We start from the raw sequence: 15,949 nt of genomic DNA on the forward strand, positions 1-15,949 counted from the left end.
CCCCCCCCATCACCCCCAAACCCCACCAATCCGCTCCGCTAGTACCCCGCGCACCCGCGCCATCACCGCCTCTGGCACCGCGTCCGCCTTGCGCACCAGCAGCCCCAAAGTCCGCATATGCGCGAAGTCTTCCATCGGCACGCGCGCCACGCCCGGTGCGGTGAAACAATCCGGCATCACCGTCACGCCGACGCCTGCTGCGACCAGCGCCAGGATGCGGTCGTCGTTGCGGGATCTTGCCGCGAAGAAGGGGCGGACGCCTCTTGCCGTGAAGTGCTGGCTGGTCGCAGTGAGCAGCTCGCAATGGCGGCGCACCAGCATCACGTTGTCGGCGAGCTCGTGCGCGGCGATTCTGGCGCGCTGGGCAAGCGGGTGGCTGGCGGGCAGGGCGAGGCCATAGCCTTCGGTTGCGACGGGATCGAACTGCGCGCGGTGGCGTCCCTGCGGCTCGGTGGTGATGGCCATGTCGATCCGCGCCGCGTCCAGCCGGTCCTGCAACTCGCTCGCGCGGCCCTCGACGAACTCGGTGCGCAGGCCGTCGATCTCGCTCAGGCTATGCGCGATCGCGGCGATGATGCCCGAGGGGAGGGTGGAAAGCACGCCCAGCCGCAGGATCGCATCGGGCCGATGCTGCTTCATCGCCTCTTCGGCCAGGTTGAACTGCGCCTCGATCCGCCGCGCGTGCTCGGCGAACTGCGCTCCCGTTGGCGTCAGGTCGACCCGCCGGTTCGATCGGTGGAACAGCCGCTGCCCCACGCTCTCCTCCAGCCGCGCGATGCCCACCGACAGCGTCGGCTGGGTGACGTTGCAGCTTTCCGCCGCGCGGGTGAAATTGCCATGCTCGACCACGGCGAGGAAGTAGCGCAGCAGATAGCGTTCGATCATAGATGCCGTCTAGGATAAACCCCGGTCGATATCAATTTTCCTTTGTTGACGGATGGCGATAAAACCGGCGCAATCATAAGCCTCTGGAGAGGATGCCATAATGTCCAATATGCCCGATTTCGACTTCGCTCTGGGCGAGGCCGCCGACATGATCCGCGACACCACCGCGCGCTTTTCCGCCGACAAGATCGCGCCGATCGCCGCGAAGATCGACGCCGAAGACTGGTTCCCGATCGAGCTGTGGCCGCAGATGGGCGCGCTCGGCCTGCACGGCATCACCGTGGGCGAGGAAGACGGTGGCCTGGGCCTTGGCTATCTGGAACACGTCATTGCGATGGAAGAGGTGAGCCGCGCGAGTGCCTCGCTGGGCCTGTCGTATGGCGCGCACTCGAACCTGTGCGTCAACCAGCTGCGCCGCTGGGGCAATCCGGAGCAGAAGGCCAAGTATCTGCCCGGGCTGATCTCGGGCGAGCATGTCGGATCGCTGGCGATGTCCGAAGTGGGCGCGGGCTCGGACGTGGTCTCGATGAAGCTCAAGGCAGACGCGGTTGCGGGTGGATACCGGCTCAACGGCACCAAGTTCTGGATCACCAACTCGGCTTATGCCCAGACGCTGATCGTCTATGCCAAGACGGGTGAGGGATCGGGCGGGATTACCGCGTTCATCATCGAAAAGGACATGCCGGGATTCAGCATCGGCCAGAAGATCCAGAAGATGGGGATGCGCGGCAGCCCCACGGCGGAGCTGGTGTTCAACGATTGCTTCGTGCCGGAAGAGAACATCATGGGCCCGCTGAACGGGGGCGTCGGCGTGCTGATGAGCGGGCTGGATTACGAGCGCGCGGTGCTCGCTGCCGGGCCGCTGGGCATCATGCAGGCGTGCCTCGACGTGGTGCTGCCCTATGTGCGCGAGCGCAAGCAGTTCGGATCGCCCATCGGATCGTTCCAGATGGTGCAGGCCAAGGTCGCCGACATGTACGTCGCGCTGAACAGTGCGCGCGCCTATGTCTATGCGGTGGCGCGGGCGTGCGATGCGGGCAAGACGACGCGCTTCGATGCCGCAGGCGCGATTTTGCTGGCCAGCGAGAACGCGGTGAAATGCTCGCTCGAGGCGATCCAGGCTTTGGGCGGGGCAGGCTACACCACCGACTGGCCGGTCGAACGCTTCCTGCGCGATGCCAAGCTGTACGATATCGGCGCGGGGACGAACGAGATCCGCCGCTTTCTGATCGCGCGCGAACTGATCGGAGCGCGGTGATGACCGCGCCCACGCTCGATACCAAGATCGACACGAATTCAGAGTCTTACCGCGCAGCATACGCGCACAACGTCACCTTGCGCGATGAGCTGTGGACCAAGGTCGCCGAGGCTGCCTTGGGCGGCAATGCCAAGTCGCGCGAGCGGCACACATCGCGGGGCAAGCTGCTGCCGCGCGAACGCGTCGAACGGCTACTCGATCCGGGCTCGCCTTTCCTCGAGATCGGCCAGCTGGCAGCGTGTGATCTGTATGATGGCGAGATCCCCGGCGCGGGCATGATCGCCGGAATCGGTCGCGTCTCGGGCCGCCAGTGCATGATCGTGTGCAACGACGCCACCGTCAAAGGCGGCACCTATTACCCGATGACGGTGAAGAAGCACCTTCGCGCGCAGGAGATCGCCGAGGCCAACCGGCTGCCGTGCATCTATCTGGTGGACTCGGGCGGCGCGAACCTGCCGCACCAGGCCGAGGTCTTCCCCGACCGCGACCATTTCGGCCGCATCTTCTTCAACCAGGCGAACATGAGCGCGAAAGGCATTCCGCAGATCGCCTGCGTGATGGGCAGCTGCACCGCGGGCGGCGCATACGTGCCCGCCATGTCTGACGAGAGCGTGATCGTCCGCAACCAGGGCACGATCTTCCTCGCTGGTCCCCCGCTGGTCAAGGCCGCGACTGGCGAGGAAATCAGCGCCGAAGATCTGGGCGGCGGCGACCTGCACGGGCGCAAGTCGGGCGTGGTCGATCATGTCGCGGAGAATGACGAGCACGCTCTCACCATCGTGCGCGATATCGTCTCGCACCTGGGGCCGATCCCCAAGCCCAATATCGACCTGCGCGATCCGCGGCCGCCCAAGTTCGATGGCGAAGAGCTGTACGGCATCATCCCGTCGGATGTCCGCGCGCCGTATGACGTGCACGAGGTGATCGCGCGGCTGGTCGACGGTAGCGAGTTCCACGAGTTCAAGGCGCTGTATGGCAGCTCTTTGGTGTGCGGCTTTGCGCATATCTGGGGGATGCCGGTCGCGATCCTCGCCAACAACGGCGTGCTGTTCAGCGAGAGCGCGGTCAAGGGCGCGCATTTCATCGAGCTCGCCTGCCAGCGGCGCATTCCGTTGCTGTTCCTGCAGAACATCAGCGGCTTCATGGTCGGCGGCAAGTATGAGGCGGAAGGCATCGCCAAGCATGGCGCCAAGCTGGTGACCGCGGTCGCAACCGCGAGCGTGCCCAAGGTCACCGTGCTGATCGGCGGCAGCTTCGGTGCGGGCAATTACGGAATGTGCGGGCGCGCGTATTCGCCCCGGTTCCTGTTCAGCTGGCCCAATTCGCGGATTTCGGTCATGGGCGGCGAACAGGCCGCGTCCGTGCTGGCGACCGTGCACCGCGATGCCGACAGCTGGACGCCCGAGCAGGCCGAGGCGTTCAAGCAGCCGATCCGCGACGACTATGAAGCGCAGGGCAGCCCCTATCACGCCACCTCGCGGTTGTGGGACGACGGCATCATCGACCCCGCGCAGACGAGGGATGTGCTGGGCCTGGCGTTTGCCGCGTGCCTGAATGCTCCGGTCGAGGAGGGCACGCGGTTCGGCGTGTTCCGGATGTGAGGGAAGGGGCAACCCAACTCCGTCACCCTGAACTTGTTTCAGGGCCCATGGCGCATGCCGCGCGGCGGCACAGGATTAAAGCCAAAGCCCACCGCCAGGTCCACCCAATGCGGGTTGTCGCTCTCGATCAGGTTGATCTTCCACTGCCGGTGCCAACGCTTGAGCTGCTTCTCCCGCTCGATGGCGCTTTCCATCCTGTCGAACAGTTCGAAGCGCATCAGACGATGGACCTGATAGCGCGAGGTGAAGCCTTTGAATGTATCGCTGCGGTGTTCGTGCAGGCGACCGAGAAGGTTGGACGTCACGCCGATGTACAGCGTGCCATAGGGTGCGCTGGCCAAGATATAGACGCACGGCTGGCGGTCGATCATCGCCCGGAAAATGCCGTGAAATGGGCCCTGAAACAAGTTCAGGGTGACGAAGAAGGTTGCGCCCCATGCTGAAATCCCTCCTCATCGCCAACCGGGGCGAGATTGCCTGCCGGATCATCCGCACCGCGCGCGCCATGGGTGTGCGCACGATCGCGGTGTATTCGGACGCCGACGCCAAGGCGCTGCATGTGCGCTCTGCCGATGAGGCAGTGCATATCGGGCCGTCGCCTGCGCGGGAATCCTACCTCGTGGGTGAGAAGATCATCGCTGCCGCTAAGCAAACCGGCGCGGAGGCGATCCATCCGGGCTATGGCTTCCTCTCCGAAAACGCCGAGTTCGCGCAGGCCGTGATCGACGCAGGGCTGATCTGGGTGGGGCCGAAGCCGGATTCGATCCGCGCGATGGGGCTCAAGGATGCGGCGAAGAAGCTGATGGATGCAGCGGGCGTTCCGACCACACCGGGCTATCTGGGCGACAATCAGGACCCCGATTTTCTCGCCCAACAGGCCGCTAACATCGGCTATCCGGTGCTGATCAAGGCGGTCGCGGGCGGCGGCGGCAAGGGGATGCGCAAGGTCGATGCACCGGCGGATTTCGCCGACGCACTCATCAGCTGCAAGCGCGAGGCGGCGGCGAGTTTCGGCAACGATGTCGTGCTGCTCGAAAAATGGATCGAAAGCCCGCGGCATATCGAGGTGCAGGTGTTCGGCGACTCTCACGGCAATGTCGTCCACCTGTTCGAACGCGATTGCTCGCTGCAGCGCCGCCACCAGAAGGTGATCGAGGAAGCGCCTGCGCCCGGCATGGATGCAGCGACGCGCGAGGCGGTGTGCGGTGCGGCAGTGCGCGCGGCCAAGGCAGTGGATTACGAAGGCGCAGGCACGATCGAGTTCATCGCCGACGGCTCCGAGGGGCTCCGCGCGGATCGCATCTGGTTCATGGAAATGAACACGCGGCTGCAGGTCGAGCATCCGGTGACCGAGGAAATCACCGGGGTCGATCTGGTCGAATGGCAACTGCGCGTGGCGAGCGGGGAGCCATTGCCCAAGCGGCAGGATGAGCTCAGCATCAACGGCTGGGCGATGGAAGCGCGGTTGTATGCGGAGGACCCGGCGAAGGGGTTCTTGCCGAGCACGGGGCGGCTGGAGAAATTCTACCTCTCACAAAGCAACCGGAGAGATGGTCCCGTTCGCATTGATACCGGTGTGGAACAGGGGGCAGAGGTTTCGCCCTTTTATGACCCGATGATTGCGAAAATGATCGTCCACAGGAGCTCGCGCGATGAGGCTATGGACGCGTTGGCAACCAAGCTGGGTCATTCTCACTGCTTTCCAGTCAAATGGAACGCCGGCTTTCTTCGAAATCTCGTAAGCCACCCTGAATTCGCGGCAGGTGAAGTTGATACAGGCTTTATCGAGCGAACGCTTGATGCTGTTCTTCCATCGAGTAAACCGCCAGAAAATGTCCTTGAAGCTGTTGGCCTCTTGGCATCGCAACATGCTCAAGGCCGATACCCAGAGGGAACCACTGACATTGATCAGGAAAGTGAGCAAGCTGCTGGTCTTACGGGTTTCAGACTTAATGCTACCCCACGGCCAGCAACAATCTTGGTCGAGTTTGATGGAGCGGTTCTTGAAGCACCTGTCTCAGACAAGTCCATCTGGGATATTCCCATGGCTAAGACGGTCGATGGGGGTATTTTTGCGTTTGACTACGAGGGCTGGTCAGGGTTTTTCCGCCTGTATCGCGCTGGTGGTTCGGGCGTGGGCGCAGCCTCTTCCGGTTCCATCCTCTCCCCCATGCCCGGCAAGGTCATCGCGGTGGATGTCACGGCAGGCCAATCGGTCACCAAGGGGCAGAAGCTGCTGACGCTCGAGGCGATGAAGATGGAGCATTCGCTCGTCGCGCCGTTCGATGGCGTGGTGGCGGAGCTGAATGCCAGCGAGGGCGCGCAGGTGCAGGTTGAGGCGTTGCTGGTGCGCATTGAGGCGGCGGAGTAGCGCGCAGTTGGATGAGGGTGATGGTGCGGCGCGTGACAACGCTGGTGTTGCTGCCCCCTCTCCCAGCTTCGACTAATTCGCTTCGCTCATAAGTCTTCGCAATCCTCTCCCTCGAAGGGGAGAGGGGGCGGGACGCGAAAGGGATAGGAAAAACAATGGCAGGCAAATTTTTCGACGAGTGGACCATCGGCGACAGGATCGAGCATGAGATCCGCCGGACGGTGACCGAGACCGACAATCTGCTGTTCAGCACGATGACGCACAATCCGCAGCCGCTGCACCTTGATGTCGAGGCGGCGAAGGCAAGCGAGTTCGGGCAGATCCTGGTCAACGGCACCTTCACCTTCAGCCTGATGGTCGGGCTGTCGGTGGGGGATACGACGCTCGGCACGCTGGTGGCGAACCTGGGCTATGACAAGCTGGTCATGCCCAAGCCGGTGTTCATCGGCGATACCATGCGCGCGACCAGCGAGGTGACCGACCTCAAGGAATCGAAATCGCGCCCCAATGCCGGGATCGTGACCTTCACGCACGAGTTGATCAACCAGCGGAACGAGGTGGTGTGCCGCTGCCTGCGATCGGCGTTGCTAAAGCGCAAGCCTGATTGACGATCGCTGTTCTCCGGCTTTCGTCGGAGAACGGCTTAGCATTAAGCGTTGGGCAATTTTCGTATACGAAAAGCTGGTCGCCCCCTTGACCCCGCGACACTGGCCTGCGTCTAATGCGACCCACCAAACTGCTGTCCATCCGGGGTCTCATCATGCGCGCATCTCCTGTTCTCCTTTCACTTCTGCTGGGCGCTGCAAGCCTTTCCGTCCCCGCGAAGGCGCAGGACGATGCGCCGCCGCCGACCGCCGCTGCCGCCAAGAAGCCTGCACCGGGCCCGATGGATGCGAAGCTGAAGGCGCTTTACGACGCCGAGTGGGAATGGCGGCAGAAGGAGAATGCGCAGGTCAGGGACGGCAAGGGCTGGGTGCAGGGCGACCGCTTTTCCAGCGAGACCGCGGCCGATCAGGCGCGGCGGCTGGCCTATTGGACCGATGTTCTGAAGCAGCTCGATGCCATCCCGATGGACCAGCTGTCGCCCGAAGAGCAGGTCAACGCCGCCGTGTTCCGCCAGTCGGTGTGGGAGAACGCCAACAGCATCGCCTACAAGACCTATGAAGCGCCGTTCAACAGCGACACGTTTTTCTGGGGCGGGCTGAACCCGCGCGCGGGCTATGCCAACGCTGCCGGATATCGCCGCTATCTCGGGCGGATGAACGATATCCCGCGCTATTTCGAAGAGAACACCGTCAACATGCGCGCTGGCCTTGCGCGCGGATACACCGTGCCGCGCGTCGGCATCGAAGGCCGCGACAAGACGATCGAGGCCTATACCGTCGCGGGCGAGGCGAACCCGTTCTACGACGCCTTTCGCACGATGCCCGAAAGCATCTCGGCAGCCGAGCAGGCCGCGCTGCGCGCCGAGGCGCTGAAGGCGATTCAGACATCGGTCGTGCCCGCGTACACCAAGCTGCTCACCTTCATGCGCAGCGAATACATGCCCCAGGCGCGCACGCAGATCGACGCCTATTCGCTGCCCGACGGCAAAGCATTCTATCAGGACCAGATCAGGCTCTACACCACGCTCGACCTGACGCCGGAGCAGATCCACGAGATCGGCCTCAAGGAGGTCGCGCGGATCGATGCGGACATGCAGGCGACGATGAAGCAGATCGGGTTCAAGGGCAGCTTCCCCGAGTTCCTCAATTTCATGCGCACCGATCCGCAATTCTACGCGAAGACCCCGCGCGAATTGCTGTCTTACGCGGCCTATGTCACCAAGAAGATGGACGGCAAGCTCAAGGAGACGTTCAACCTTCTGCCGCGCTATCGCTTCACCATCCGCCCAGTGCCCGACGAGATCGCGCCGATCTATACCTCCGGGCGCGGCGGGCTGGAGAGCTGCCTGTTCAACACCTATGATCTGCCGTCGCGGCCCTTGTACAACATTCCGGCGCTGGCGCTGCACGAGTGCAATCCGGGCCACAGCTTCCAGGCCGCCGTCGCACTGGAGGCCCCTGACCGGCCCGATTTCCGCCGCCAGATCTATTTCTCGGGCTATGGCGAAGGCTGGGGCCTGTACACCGAATGGCTGGGCACCAAGCTGGGCATCTATGAGACGCCCTATGAGGAGTTCGGCCGGCAGACGTTCGAGATGTGGCGCGCGGTGCGGCTGGTGATCGATACCGGCATCCACACCCAGGGCTGGAGCCGTCAGCGGGCTATCGATTATCTGGCCAGCCATACGGCGCTGGCGCAGCGCGATGTCGAGACCGAGGTCGACCGCTACATTTCCTGGCCCGCGCAGGCGCTGGCCTACAAGCTGGGCGAACTGGCGTTGCGCAAGATGCGAAGCAAGGCCGAGGCCGAGCTGGGCGCAGCGTTCGACCAGCGGCCGTTCCATGATGCGTATCTCGCGCTGGGATCGGTGCCGCTGCCGGTGATGGAGGCGCAGATGGAAAAGTTCATCGCGGGCGAAAAGGCGAAGCTCGCCAACGCGGGCAAGGATGCGAAGTGAGCGTATCACGCTTGCGGCGCTGTTCCTGACACCCTGCGTCGCCTTTGCTCAGGCGCCGACGCCAGAGGCCGAAATCCGCAACGTCATTGCCGATATGCAGGCGGCGTGGAACCGCGGCGACTTCGAGGGCTATATGCGGGGTTTTCAGAGCCCAGGCGTGGTGTTCGTCTCGCGCGGGCAGTTCCAGGACGACTGGCAGGGCACGCTCGACCATTATGTGCGCGATTATGGCGGCGCGCCTGAGCGGCGCGGTGCCTTGCATTTCTACGATATCGAGGTGGAGATGCTGAGCGATGATGCCGCGCAGCTGATCAGCCGCTATCATCTCGACCGCGCAGACAGCCCGCAATATGGCATCAACACCCGGCTGATGCGGCGGGTCGGCGGACGCTGGGTGATCGCGCTCAACCACGTATCGTCGACGGCAACGCCTGATCCGAACGATCCGGTCGCAGCGCACCGGCCATGAAAAACCCTCCCCATGGCGAGCACGGGGAGGGTCTCTCGAAATTCCAGCGAAAGCTTATGCCTTGCGCGTGCCAGTCATCGCCATGGTACCGAAGGCGCCTGCCTTGACCTGGCCGGTGATGGTGTCGCCATCGACGGTGGCGGAGCCTTCCAGCTTCATCGGCATCGGCACCTTCATATCCATCGTCCAGGTCAGCGTGTTGCCGTCGACCTTGCCGTCGGTGATGTCGAGCGCGCCCATCTGGCCGGCGTTCGATCCGGTCCAGCTGTCACCATCGACATTGACGGTCAGAACCGACTTCTGGTCGCCCATCGGCGATTTGGTCACGCAATCATATTGTCCAGCTACTGACATGTTCAGTCCTCTCTTGGGTGGTTGAAGTAAAATTACAGGCTTATTTGTCTCCGGCTGCCGGGGCAGCACGGCGAACTTCGATCGGCATGTTCAATGCCTTGAGCTGTTCCTCGATCTTGGCGGCATCGCCCACGATCACCCAGGTCAGCGTCTTGGGGTTGAGCGCTTCGCGCATCGCTCCGTTAAGCTTTTCAGCACTCATCGCGCGATATTTCGCCGCCAGGCTTTCGGCATAGTTGGTCGGGCGGCCGAACAGGGCATCCGACTGCATCTGCGACAGCACCGAAGCCGAGCGCTCATAGGTGCCCGCCAGCTCCAGGCTGTTGCCCTTCACCGTACGGTCCAGCTCTTCGGGCGTCACGCCCTTGTCACCGATGAAGCCGTTCATCTGCTCGATGATCGCGGCCACCGAAGGACCGGTCTGGTTGGTCTGCACCGGAGCGAAGGCGAGGAACGGCACGTCGTTCTTGGGTCGCTGGATCAGCGTGCGGGTGCCGTAGGACCAGCCCTTGGTCTCGCGCAGGTCCATGTTGATGCGCGACAGGAAATCACCGCCGAGGATGTCGTTGGCGGTTTCCAGTGCCAGCAGGTCGTCGGTGCCCTTGGCCTTCAGCACCTGGCCCGCCAGGATCAGCGACTGCGGCGAATTGGGACGGTCGATCAGGATGATGCGGCCCTGACCTTCGGGGATCGCTGCGCTGAAATCCTTCTGCATCAGCGCCATGCGGTTCGATGGCCACTTGCCGAAGCGCGCCTCGAGTATCGGCATGATGTCGGTGAGCGTGGTGTCGCCGACAACGAAGATCGACGCGCGCTCGGGCCGCATCCACTGGCTGTGATAGGCCGCGATCTGGTCGCGAGTCAGCTTGGAGACCACCGCCGGGTCACCGGTTCCGGTCAGCGGCACGCCATAGGGGTGGCTGGTGCCATAAAGAAGCGGCGGCAGGTTGCGCAGCGCGATGCCCTGGGGCTGGGTGTTTTCCGCCTGGATGCGGGTGAGCTGCTGCACGCGGACGCGCTCCAGCTCCTTGGCATCGAAAGCAGGCGTGCGGATGATATCCGCCAGCAGGTCGAGCGAGGCACCCAGGTTGGGCTTCATCGCGCTCATCGACACGATGGTGCGGTCAAGGTCCGACGATGCATTGATGTTGGTGCCCAGCCGCTCCTGCGCTTCGGCCAGCTGCACCGAATTGAGCTTTTGCGTGCCTTCCTGCAGCAGCGCGATCATCAGGCTGTTGGTGCCCAGCGCGTCCTTGGGATCGCTGGCAAAGCCCGCATCGAAGCTGACGGCGACACGCACCACCGGCACGGCGGTCCGGCGGGCAAAGCGCACCTTGACGCCGTTGGACAGCGTCGCTTCCTCGACATCGGGGAAATCGAGATCGGGCACCGCGCCTGCTTCGGGGAACTTCGAACGATCGATCGCCGCCAGCGGCTGCTTGCTGGCAGAGCCTGCCGCGATCGCATCTTCGGCCATGGTCGAATAGAATGCGGGTGCTGCCAGAACGCCCGTTCGAGCCAGGGGGGTGCGCATGGCGGGGCCAGAGCCGGTGGCCTGGCCAGCGCTGCCGCCGGCGACCTCTTCATACGCGTCGCGTTCGCCCGGCAGCACGTGCAGCTTGGCGACGGGGCGCGTCAGCCACTTCTTCATCGCGGTCGTGACCTTTTCAGGCGTCATCGCCGCCAGCATGTCGAGCTGCTTCTTGTAGAACGCAGGATCGTCCGAATAGAGCGCGCCTTCGGCCAGCGTGACGGCCTTGCCGCTGAAGCCGCCGACCTGTTCCAGGCCGGTGATGCGGCCTGCAGCTTCGCGCGTCGCAACGCGCTGCACTTCGTCGGCCGTGGGGCCATTGGCGATGAAATCGGCAAGGATGGCATCGAACCGCTTCGATACGGCATCGACGTCCGCGCCCGGCTTCACGTCGACATAGGCTTCGAACACACTGCCATGGACGAACGGTTGCGCAGATGCCGTGACAGCAACTGCGGTCTGCTCTTCCCGAACCAGAATGTTGTCGAGCCGCGAGCTGGCAAGTCCGCCCAGCACAGTGGCGGCCACATCAAGCGCGGCATAATCAGGATCGTTCAGTCCCGGCACGGTCCAGAAGCGATACAGGCGCGCGGTCGGCACCTTGTCCTTCATCACTGCGACCTTCTCGGCATCGAGCGTCGGCAGCGGTGGGTTCAGCCTGGCAACATCGGGCCCCTCGGCAATGTCGCCGAAATACTTTTCGACCAGCGGCCGGGCTTCGGCCACGTTGATGTCACCGGCGAGCACCAGAATGGCGTTGTTGGGCCCATAATGATCGGTGAACCACTTCTTCATGTCGTCGAGCGAGGCTGCCTGCAGGTCCGCCATCGATCCGATCGTCGAGTGGCCATAAGGATGCTCGGGCGGGGTCAGCATCTCGATCTGCTTGTATTCGACCAGGCCATAAGGCTGGTTGTCACCCTGGCGCTTTTCGTTCTGCACCACGCCGATCTGGTTGGTCAGCTTTTCCTGGGTGATGCCGTTGAGCAGATGGCCCATGCGGTCGCTTTCCAGGAACAGCGCGCCTTCGAGCCCTGCCTTGGGGACGGTCTGGAAATAGTTGGTGCGATCGAACCAGGTGGTGCCGTTGTAATCGGTCGCGCCCAGCTTTTTCAGATACTCGAAATAGTCGCCTTCGGCGTTTTCGGAGCCGTTGAACATGATGTGCTCGAACAGATGGGCATAGCCGGTCTTGCCCTTGGGCTCGTGCTTGGAGCCGACATCATACCAGATCGACACCGCGACGATGGGCGCCTTGCGATCCTCATGGATGATCACGGTCAGCCCGTTATCGAGCATGAACTGCTGATAGGGGATGTTGACCGTCTTGACGAGGTCGGCGACCGGGGCTGCCTGCTGGGCATGTGCCGGGGCGAGCGCCACGGCCAGGGCCAGCGAGGAAACGGCAATAAGCGAACGGAAGGGCTTGAGCATGGGAATGAGCCTCTCTTGGGAGCGTGTCTGTTTGTCTTGTTCGGGTGTCACCGGTCGGTCGATACACCGCCGGCGCCGCCACCCGTTGCTGATTGAAACCATAAGGACTGTCCGCCTCGTTTCAAGCTGCAATCATGGGCGATACCGTCGTTTGGCATGGGGCATCAGCGCTTCTCGGGTGAAATAGACGGGCTTCGTTTTGTGTTCGACGAACAGCTTGGCCTGATCGGTGTAATGCGGGCTGTCGGGCCGCGTGGTTGCTGCGCCAAAGGGCTGGATCGAGCGCGATACGACATTGCCGTCCGCATCCCATTCGACGAACTGGATGAAGCTGTCGCCATGGCGCACGGCAAAGCGGCCGTCCTTTTCGTCGACATCCCACAGCGTCGCCGCGCGCAGGGTATCCGATCCGCCGTCCATCGGCAGATCGACCTTGCCCTGGCGCAGCCGCAGCACGGTGCCCAGCTTGGGGTCGAGCGAGCCGAAATGCTTTTCCAGATGATCGATCGCGGCCACCAGCTCTTCGCGCGCATCGGGTAGCGGCAGGCGGCGATAGCTCTGCCGCATCGCCGGGCGCATCAATATCAACGCCAGCGCGTCACCCTTGCCCTTGCCGTCCATCTGCCAGTCCCACGCGCGCAGCAGCGCCTGCGCCTGTGTGATCCTCTTGTCGCCTGCGGGCTTCACCGCGAGCAGCGCGGTGACCCATCCGGTCGCGTAATCCGATTTGTCATAGCCGACATCGTACTTGATGCGATCCAGCGTCGCCGCATCAATGGGTCCAGTCGCCTCGAACAGCTTGATCGCTTGGCGCGCGCGGTTGGTCATGTCGGTTTCGATGCCCATCAGCGGGGAGAAGCTGGCGGGGTCAAGCTCATCGCCGGGGCCGGCGGCGACATAGGGCGTGTTGTTGGCGTTCATGATATAGCCCGAGGCCGGATTGACCAGCAGCGGCACCTGGCTCCACGGCAGATGGCTCTTCCAGATCAGCTCGCTGCGATTGCCCGGAAGCACGCCACGCCAGTCTGCGCCGGGCTTGCGCGCCGGGAACAGCGCATTGTACGACATCGCGATATTGCCCTTGGCATCGGCATAGATGAAGTTGGTCGCGGGCACGCCCTGGATCGCCATCGCCGCCTTCCACTCGTCAAAATCGCGCGCCTTGTTGATGCGGAAATACTGTTCGAGCATCTTCAGTTCGTCGATCCCGGCATAGCGGATCGCGAACGCGCCCTTGGCGTTCACGATCACCGGACCGTGCGCCGAACGATAGACGGTCTGCGGATAGGGCAAGGTGAACGGCCCCATCTTGACCTTCAGCCAGACGCGCCTGGCTTCAAGATTGCGCCACGTTCCGTCGAGCCGATACTGCGTCTTGTCGTCGTTGAGTTCGAGCTTGTAGACGTCGATCAGGTCGGGGCGGTTGACCGTGTTGGTCCAGCCCAGGGTCTTGTTGTGCCCCAGGAACGGATAGGGCGACCCGGGGAAGGTCGCGCCGGCGAAATCCCAGCCTTCTTCGGAATGCACCACCAGTTCATACCACGCCACGCCGCCGCGCCAGGGCTGGTGCGAGTTCGAGACCAGCCGGGTGACATTGTCGGCCGATCGGGCAGGCGCAACGGCAAAGGCGTTCGATCCGTTCATGTCCGGCTCGGGACCGATCGGCGTCACGCGCGCCAGCTCCTTGCCGGTGAGCCTGGGGCCGCCTTCGATCGGTAGATCCTTGTCCTCGACCAGCGCGCCAAGCACCGAATCAAGCCCGAAGAAGAACGGCGAGCGCAGCACGAATCCTGCGGCGATATCGCGGCCATTGAGCGGGAACAGGCCTGACAGGCGGACTTCGTCGGGGTGCTTGTCGGCGTAATGATTGAGGCCCGCCGCATAGGCATCGAGCAGCGCGCGGATGTCGGCGGGCAGGGTCTCGTACTTGCGGTCCACGGTGCCGCGAATGTCGAGCAGATGCGCGGCAAAATCGACTTTCGCGCCATCCGCCCCGGTCAACGCCCCGGTACGTGCGCGGGTCATTGCGGCGACCTCCTGGATCGTCGAGAAATCGTCCTCGCTATGCGCATAGGCGACGCCGTAAGCGACGTCGGCGTCGGTCCTGCCGAAGATATGCGGCACCCCGAAATCGTCGCGGACAATCTCGACGTCATAGGTGCGCTCAGGTGGCGCCTTGACCGACTCTGCAACCAGTGGCTCCCAGACGGCGAGCGCGATGGCGGTGACAGCGATGAGGACGACGAGGCCGAGAGCCAGGCGCTTGAGGATACGGAGCATGCCCGCACTGTATCAGCGTATTGCCGCGCGTCTACTGACAATGATGTAGGTAGGCGCGCGACGTGCAGGTCACCGCGCGCCCGATCAATCGCTTAAGCCGTTTCCGCCGCGATCGCCTGCTCGATCATCCGGCGCGAGCGCACCCCGCCCGCGTCGATGTTGAGCAGCAGCAGCTTCCGTTCGGGATAGCGGTCGAGGTTCTTCTGCTGGCGCTCGAGCATCTCCATGTCCTCGGCGAAGATCTTGCCCTGGCCGTCGCGGATCGAATCGGTGAGCTGCGTATCATCCACCGCAAACCGGCGCGCCATGCCCCAGAAATACCAGTGCGAGCCCTCGGTCTCGGGCGTCATGAAATCGACCACCACCGAATAGGCCTTGCGGTCGAGCGGCGCATCATAGCCGCCTTCGCCGACCGGTGCGACGCCGACCTCGATCTCGACGCTGCTCGGCAGGTGGAAATGGCAGACCTGCCAGCGATCGACCGGGCCGTCATCGGGCAGGCCAGCGCCGCGCAATGCCATCGCCCAGAACGGCGGGGCGCTGATCGCGTCCATGAAGCGGCTGGTCACCACCTCGTCGCCGACGATCCGGGTCTTGACCGGAGCCTCGTCGATTTCCTTCTGGCCGATGCTGGTCGAATGCACATAGGTCTCGTGCGTCAGGTCCATCAGGTTGTCGACCATCAGCCGGTAATCGCAAGCGATGTGATACAGTCCGCCGCCATAGGACCAGCCTGTGTCCTCGGCCCATTCCAGGTGGCGCAGCTTGGCGGGGTCGGCCTGATCGGCATCGCCGGGCCATACCCAGATGAAGCCATAGCGTTCGATCACCGGGAAGGTCCGGATGGGCGGAAAGCCGCCGACGCGCTGGCCGGGCATGCCAGTCGTCTTGCCTTTGCACCCCATCGCGAGGCCATGATAGCCGCAGACAAGCGCGCCATCGCGCAGGAAGCCAAGCGAGAGCGGCGCGCCGCGATGCGGGCAGAAATCCTCGAGCGCCGCGACTTCGCCTTCGGGGCCGCGAAAGAACACCATCTGTTCGCCGCAAATGGTGCGGCCGAGTGGCTTGCCGTCGATCTCGTCCGGCATGCAGGCGACATACCAGGCGTTGCGCGGCCAGGGGGCCGTCGCGCCCTGCGCTGCGCGGTCTTCCAGATCGGGGGCGGTGGCCATGAACGTCTCTCCCTGCAATGTTCTTATTGGA

12 protein-coding genes are annotated in these 15,949 nt (G+C 63.5%); 6 read left to right on the forward strand and 6 right to left on the reverse strand.

Going from position 1 to position 15,949, the window contains the following annotated elements:
* Positions 1–9: 9 nt before the first annotated feature.
* A complete protein-coding gene (locus D618_RS0102950) occupies positions 10–885 on the reverse strand; it encodes a LysR family transcriptional regulator (RefSeq protein WP_017669995.1) in 876 nt (291 codons plus the stop codon).
* A gap of 100 nt (positions 886–985) precedes the next feature.
* Here D618_RS0102950 and D618_RS0102955 point away from each other — a divergent pair, with 100 nt between their 5' ends.
* On the forward strand, positions 986–2,143 hold the full coding sequence (locus D618_RS0102955; RefSeq protein ID WP_017669996.1) for an acyl-CoA dehydrogenase family protein: 1,158 nt from the start codon (positions 986–988) through the stop codon (positions 2,141–2,143).
* Positions 2,143–3,744, forward strand: coding sequence for a carboxyl transferase domain-containing protein (locus D618_RS0102960; RefSeq protein ID WP_017669997.1), 1,602 nt, complete (start codon positions 2,143–2,145; stop codon positions 3,742–3,744). Before D618_RS0102955 ends, D618_RS0102960 begins: the two co-directional genes overlap by 1 nt.
* A 38-nt stretch (positions 3,745–3,782) precedes the next feature.
* Here the strand turns inward: D618_RS0102960 and D618_RS0102965 are convergent, their stop codons facing one another.
* Positions 3,783–4,115, reverse strand: a complete 333-nt coding sequence (locus D618_RS0102965; protein WP_017669998.1) for a GIY-YIG nuclease family protein — start codon at positions 4,113–4,115, stop codon at positions 3,783–3,785.
* A gap of 65 nt (positions 4,116–4,180) precedes the next feature.
* Between D618_RS0102965 and D618_RS0102970 the strand changes: the two genes are divergently transcribed.
* The 4 genes from D618_RS0102970 (at position 4,181) to D618_RS0102985 (ending at position 9,147) form a co-directional block, all read left to right on the forward strand.
* A complete protein-coding gene (locus tag D618_RS0102970) occupies positions 4,181–6,115 on the forward strand; it encodes an acetyl/propionyl/methylcrotonyl-CoA carboxylase subunit alpha (protein WP_017669999.1) in 1,935 nt (644 codons plus the stop codon).
* Between the two features lie 155 nt (positions 6,116–6,270).
* Positions 6,271–6,723: a MaoC family dehydratase gene (locus D618_RS0102975; protein ID WP_017670000.1), complete on the forward strand. Its 453-nt coding sequence runs from the start codon at positions 6,271–6,273 to the stop codon at positions 6,721–6,723.
* 278 nt (positions 6,724–7,001) lie between these two features.
* Positions 7,002–8,678: a DUF885 family protein gene (locus D618_RS0102980; protein WP_238550591.1), complete on the forward strand. Its 1,677-nt coding sequence runs from the start codon at positions 7,002–7,004 to the stop codon at positions 8,676–8,678.
* Entirely contained in the window at positions 8,668–9,147 is a 480-nt protein-coding gene (locus D618_RS0102985; RefSeq protein WP_017670002.1) for a nuclear transport factor 2 family protein, read from the forward strand. Before D618_RS0102980 ends, D618_RS0102985 begins: the two co-directional genes overlap by 11 nt.
* A gap of 54 nt (positions 9,148–9,201) precedes the next feature.
* Here the strand turns inward: D618_RS0102985 and D618_RS0102990 are convergent, their stop codons facing one another.
* The 4 genes from D618_RS0102990 to D618_RS0103005 form a co-directional block, all read right to left on the reverse strand.
* Positions 9,202–9,501: a hypothetical protein gene (locus tag D618_RS0102990; RefSeq protein WP_026091224.1), complete on the reverse strand. Its 300-nt coding sequence runs from the start codon at positions 9,499–9,501 to the stop codon at positions 9,202–9,204.
* A 40-nt stretch (positions 9,502–9,541) separates the two neighbouring features.
* Entirely contained in the window at positions 9,542–12,466 is a 2,925-nt protein-coding gene (locus D618_RS0102995) for a pitrilysin family protein (protein ID WP_017670004.1), read from the reverse strand.
* A 132-nt stretch (positions 12,467–12,598) separates the two neighbouring features.
* Complete coding sequence (locus D618_RS0103000) at positions 12,599–14,746, reverse strand: acylase (protein WP_017670005.1); 2,148 nt, start codon at positions 14,744–14,746, stop codon at positions 12,599–12,601.
* Positions 14,747–14,838: 92 nt separating this feature from the next.
* On the reverse strand, positions 14,839–15,918 hold the full coding sequence (locus D618_RS0103005; RefSeq protein ID WP_017670006.1) for an aromatic ring-hydroxylating dioxygenase subunit alpha: 1,080 nt from the start codon (positions 15,916–15,918) through the stop codon (positions 14,839–14,841).
* Positions 15,919–15,949: the final 31 nt, after the last annotated feature.

Source organism: Blastomonas sp. AAP53, assembly GCF_000331245.1.
Taxonomy (GTDB): Bacteria; Pseudomonadota; Alphaproteobacteria; order Sphingomonadales; family Sphingomonadaceae; genus Blastomonas.

What these genes read in the sequence shown, in the direction of transcription:
- D618_RS0102950 (WP_017669995.1), bottom strand. Translation starts at nt 885, where the DNA reads ATGATCGAACGCTATCTGCTGCGCTACTTCCTCGCCGTGGTCGAGCAT.
- D618_RS0102955 (WP_017669996.1), top strand. Translation starts at nt 986, where the DNA reads ATGTCCAATATGCCCGATTTCGACTTCGCTCTGGGCGAGGCCGCCGAC.
- D618_RS0102960 (WP_017669997.1), top strand. Translation starts at nt 2,143, where the DNA reads ATGACCGCGCCCACGCTCGATACCAAGATCGACACGAATTCAGAGTCT.
- D618_RS0102965 (WP_017669998.1), bottom strand. Translation starts at nt 4,115, where the DNA reads ATGATCGACCGCCAGCCGTGCGTCTATATCTTGGCCAGCGCACCCTAT.
- D618_RS0102970 (WP_017669999.1), top strand. Translation starts at nt 4,181, where the DNA reads ATGCTGAAATCCCTCCTCATCGCCAACCGGGGCGAGATTGCCTGCCGG.
- D618_RS0102975 (WP_017670000.1), top strand. Translation starts at nt 6,271, where the DNA reads ATGGCAGGCAAATTTTTCGACGAGTGGACCATCGGCGACAGGATCGAG.
- D618_RS0102980 (WP_238550591.1), top strand. Translation starts at nt 7,002, where the DNA reads ATGGATGCGAAGCTGAAGGCGCTTTACGACGCCGAGTGGGAATGGCGG.
- D618_RS0102985 (WP_017670002.1), top strand. Translation starts at nt 8,668, where the DNA reads ATGCGAAGTGAGCGTATCACGCTTGCGGCGCTGTTCCTGACACCCTGC.
- D618_RS0102990 (WP_026091224.1), bottom strand. Translation starts at nt 9,501, where the DNA reads ATGTCAGTAGCTGGACAATATGATTGCGTGACCAAATCGCCGATGGGC.
- D618_RS0102995 (WP_017670004.1), bottom strand. Translation starts at nt 12,466, where the DNA reads ATGCTCAAGCCCTTCCGTTCGCTTATTGCCGTTTCCTCGCTGGCCCTG.
- D618_RS0103000 (WP_017670005.1), bottom strand. Translation starts at nt 14,746, where the DNA reads ATGCTCCGTATCCTCAAGCGCCTGGCTCTCGGCCTCGTCGTCCTCATC.
- D618_RS0103005 (WP_017670006.1), bottom strand. Translation starts at nt 15,918, where the DNA reads ATGGCCACCGCCCCCGATCTGGAAGACCGCGCAGCGCAGGGCGCGACG.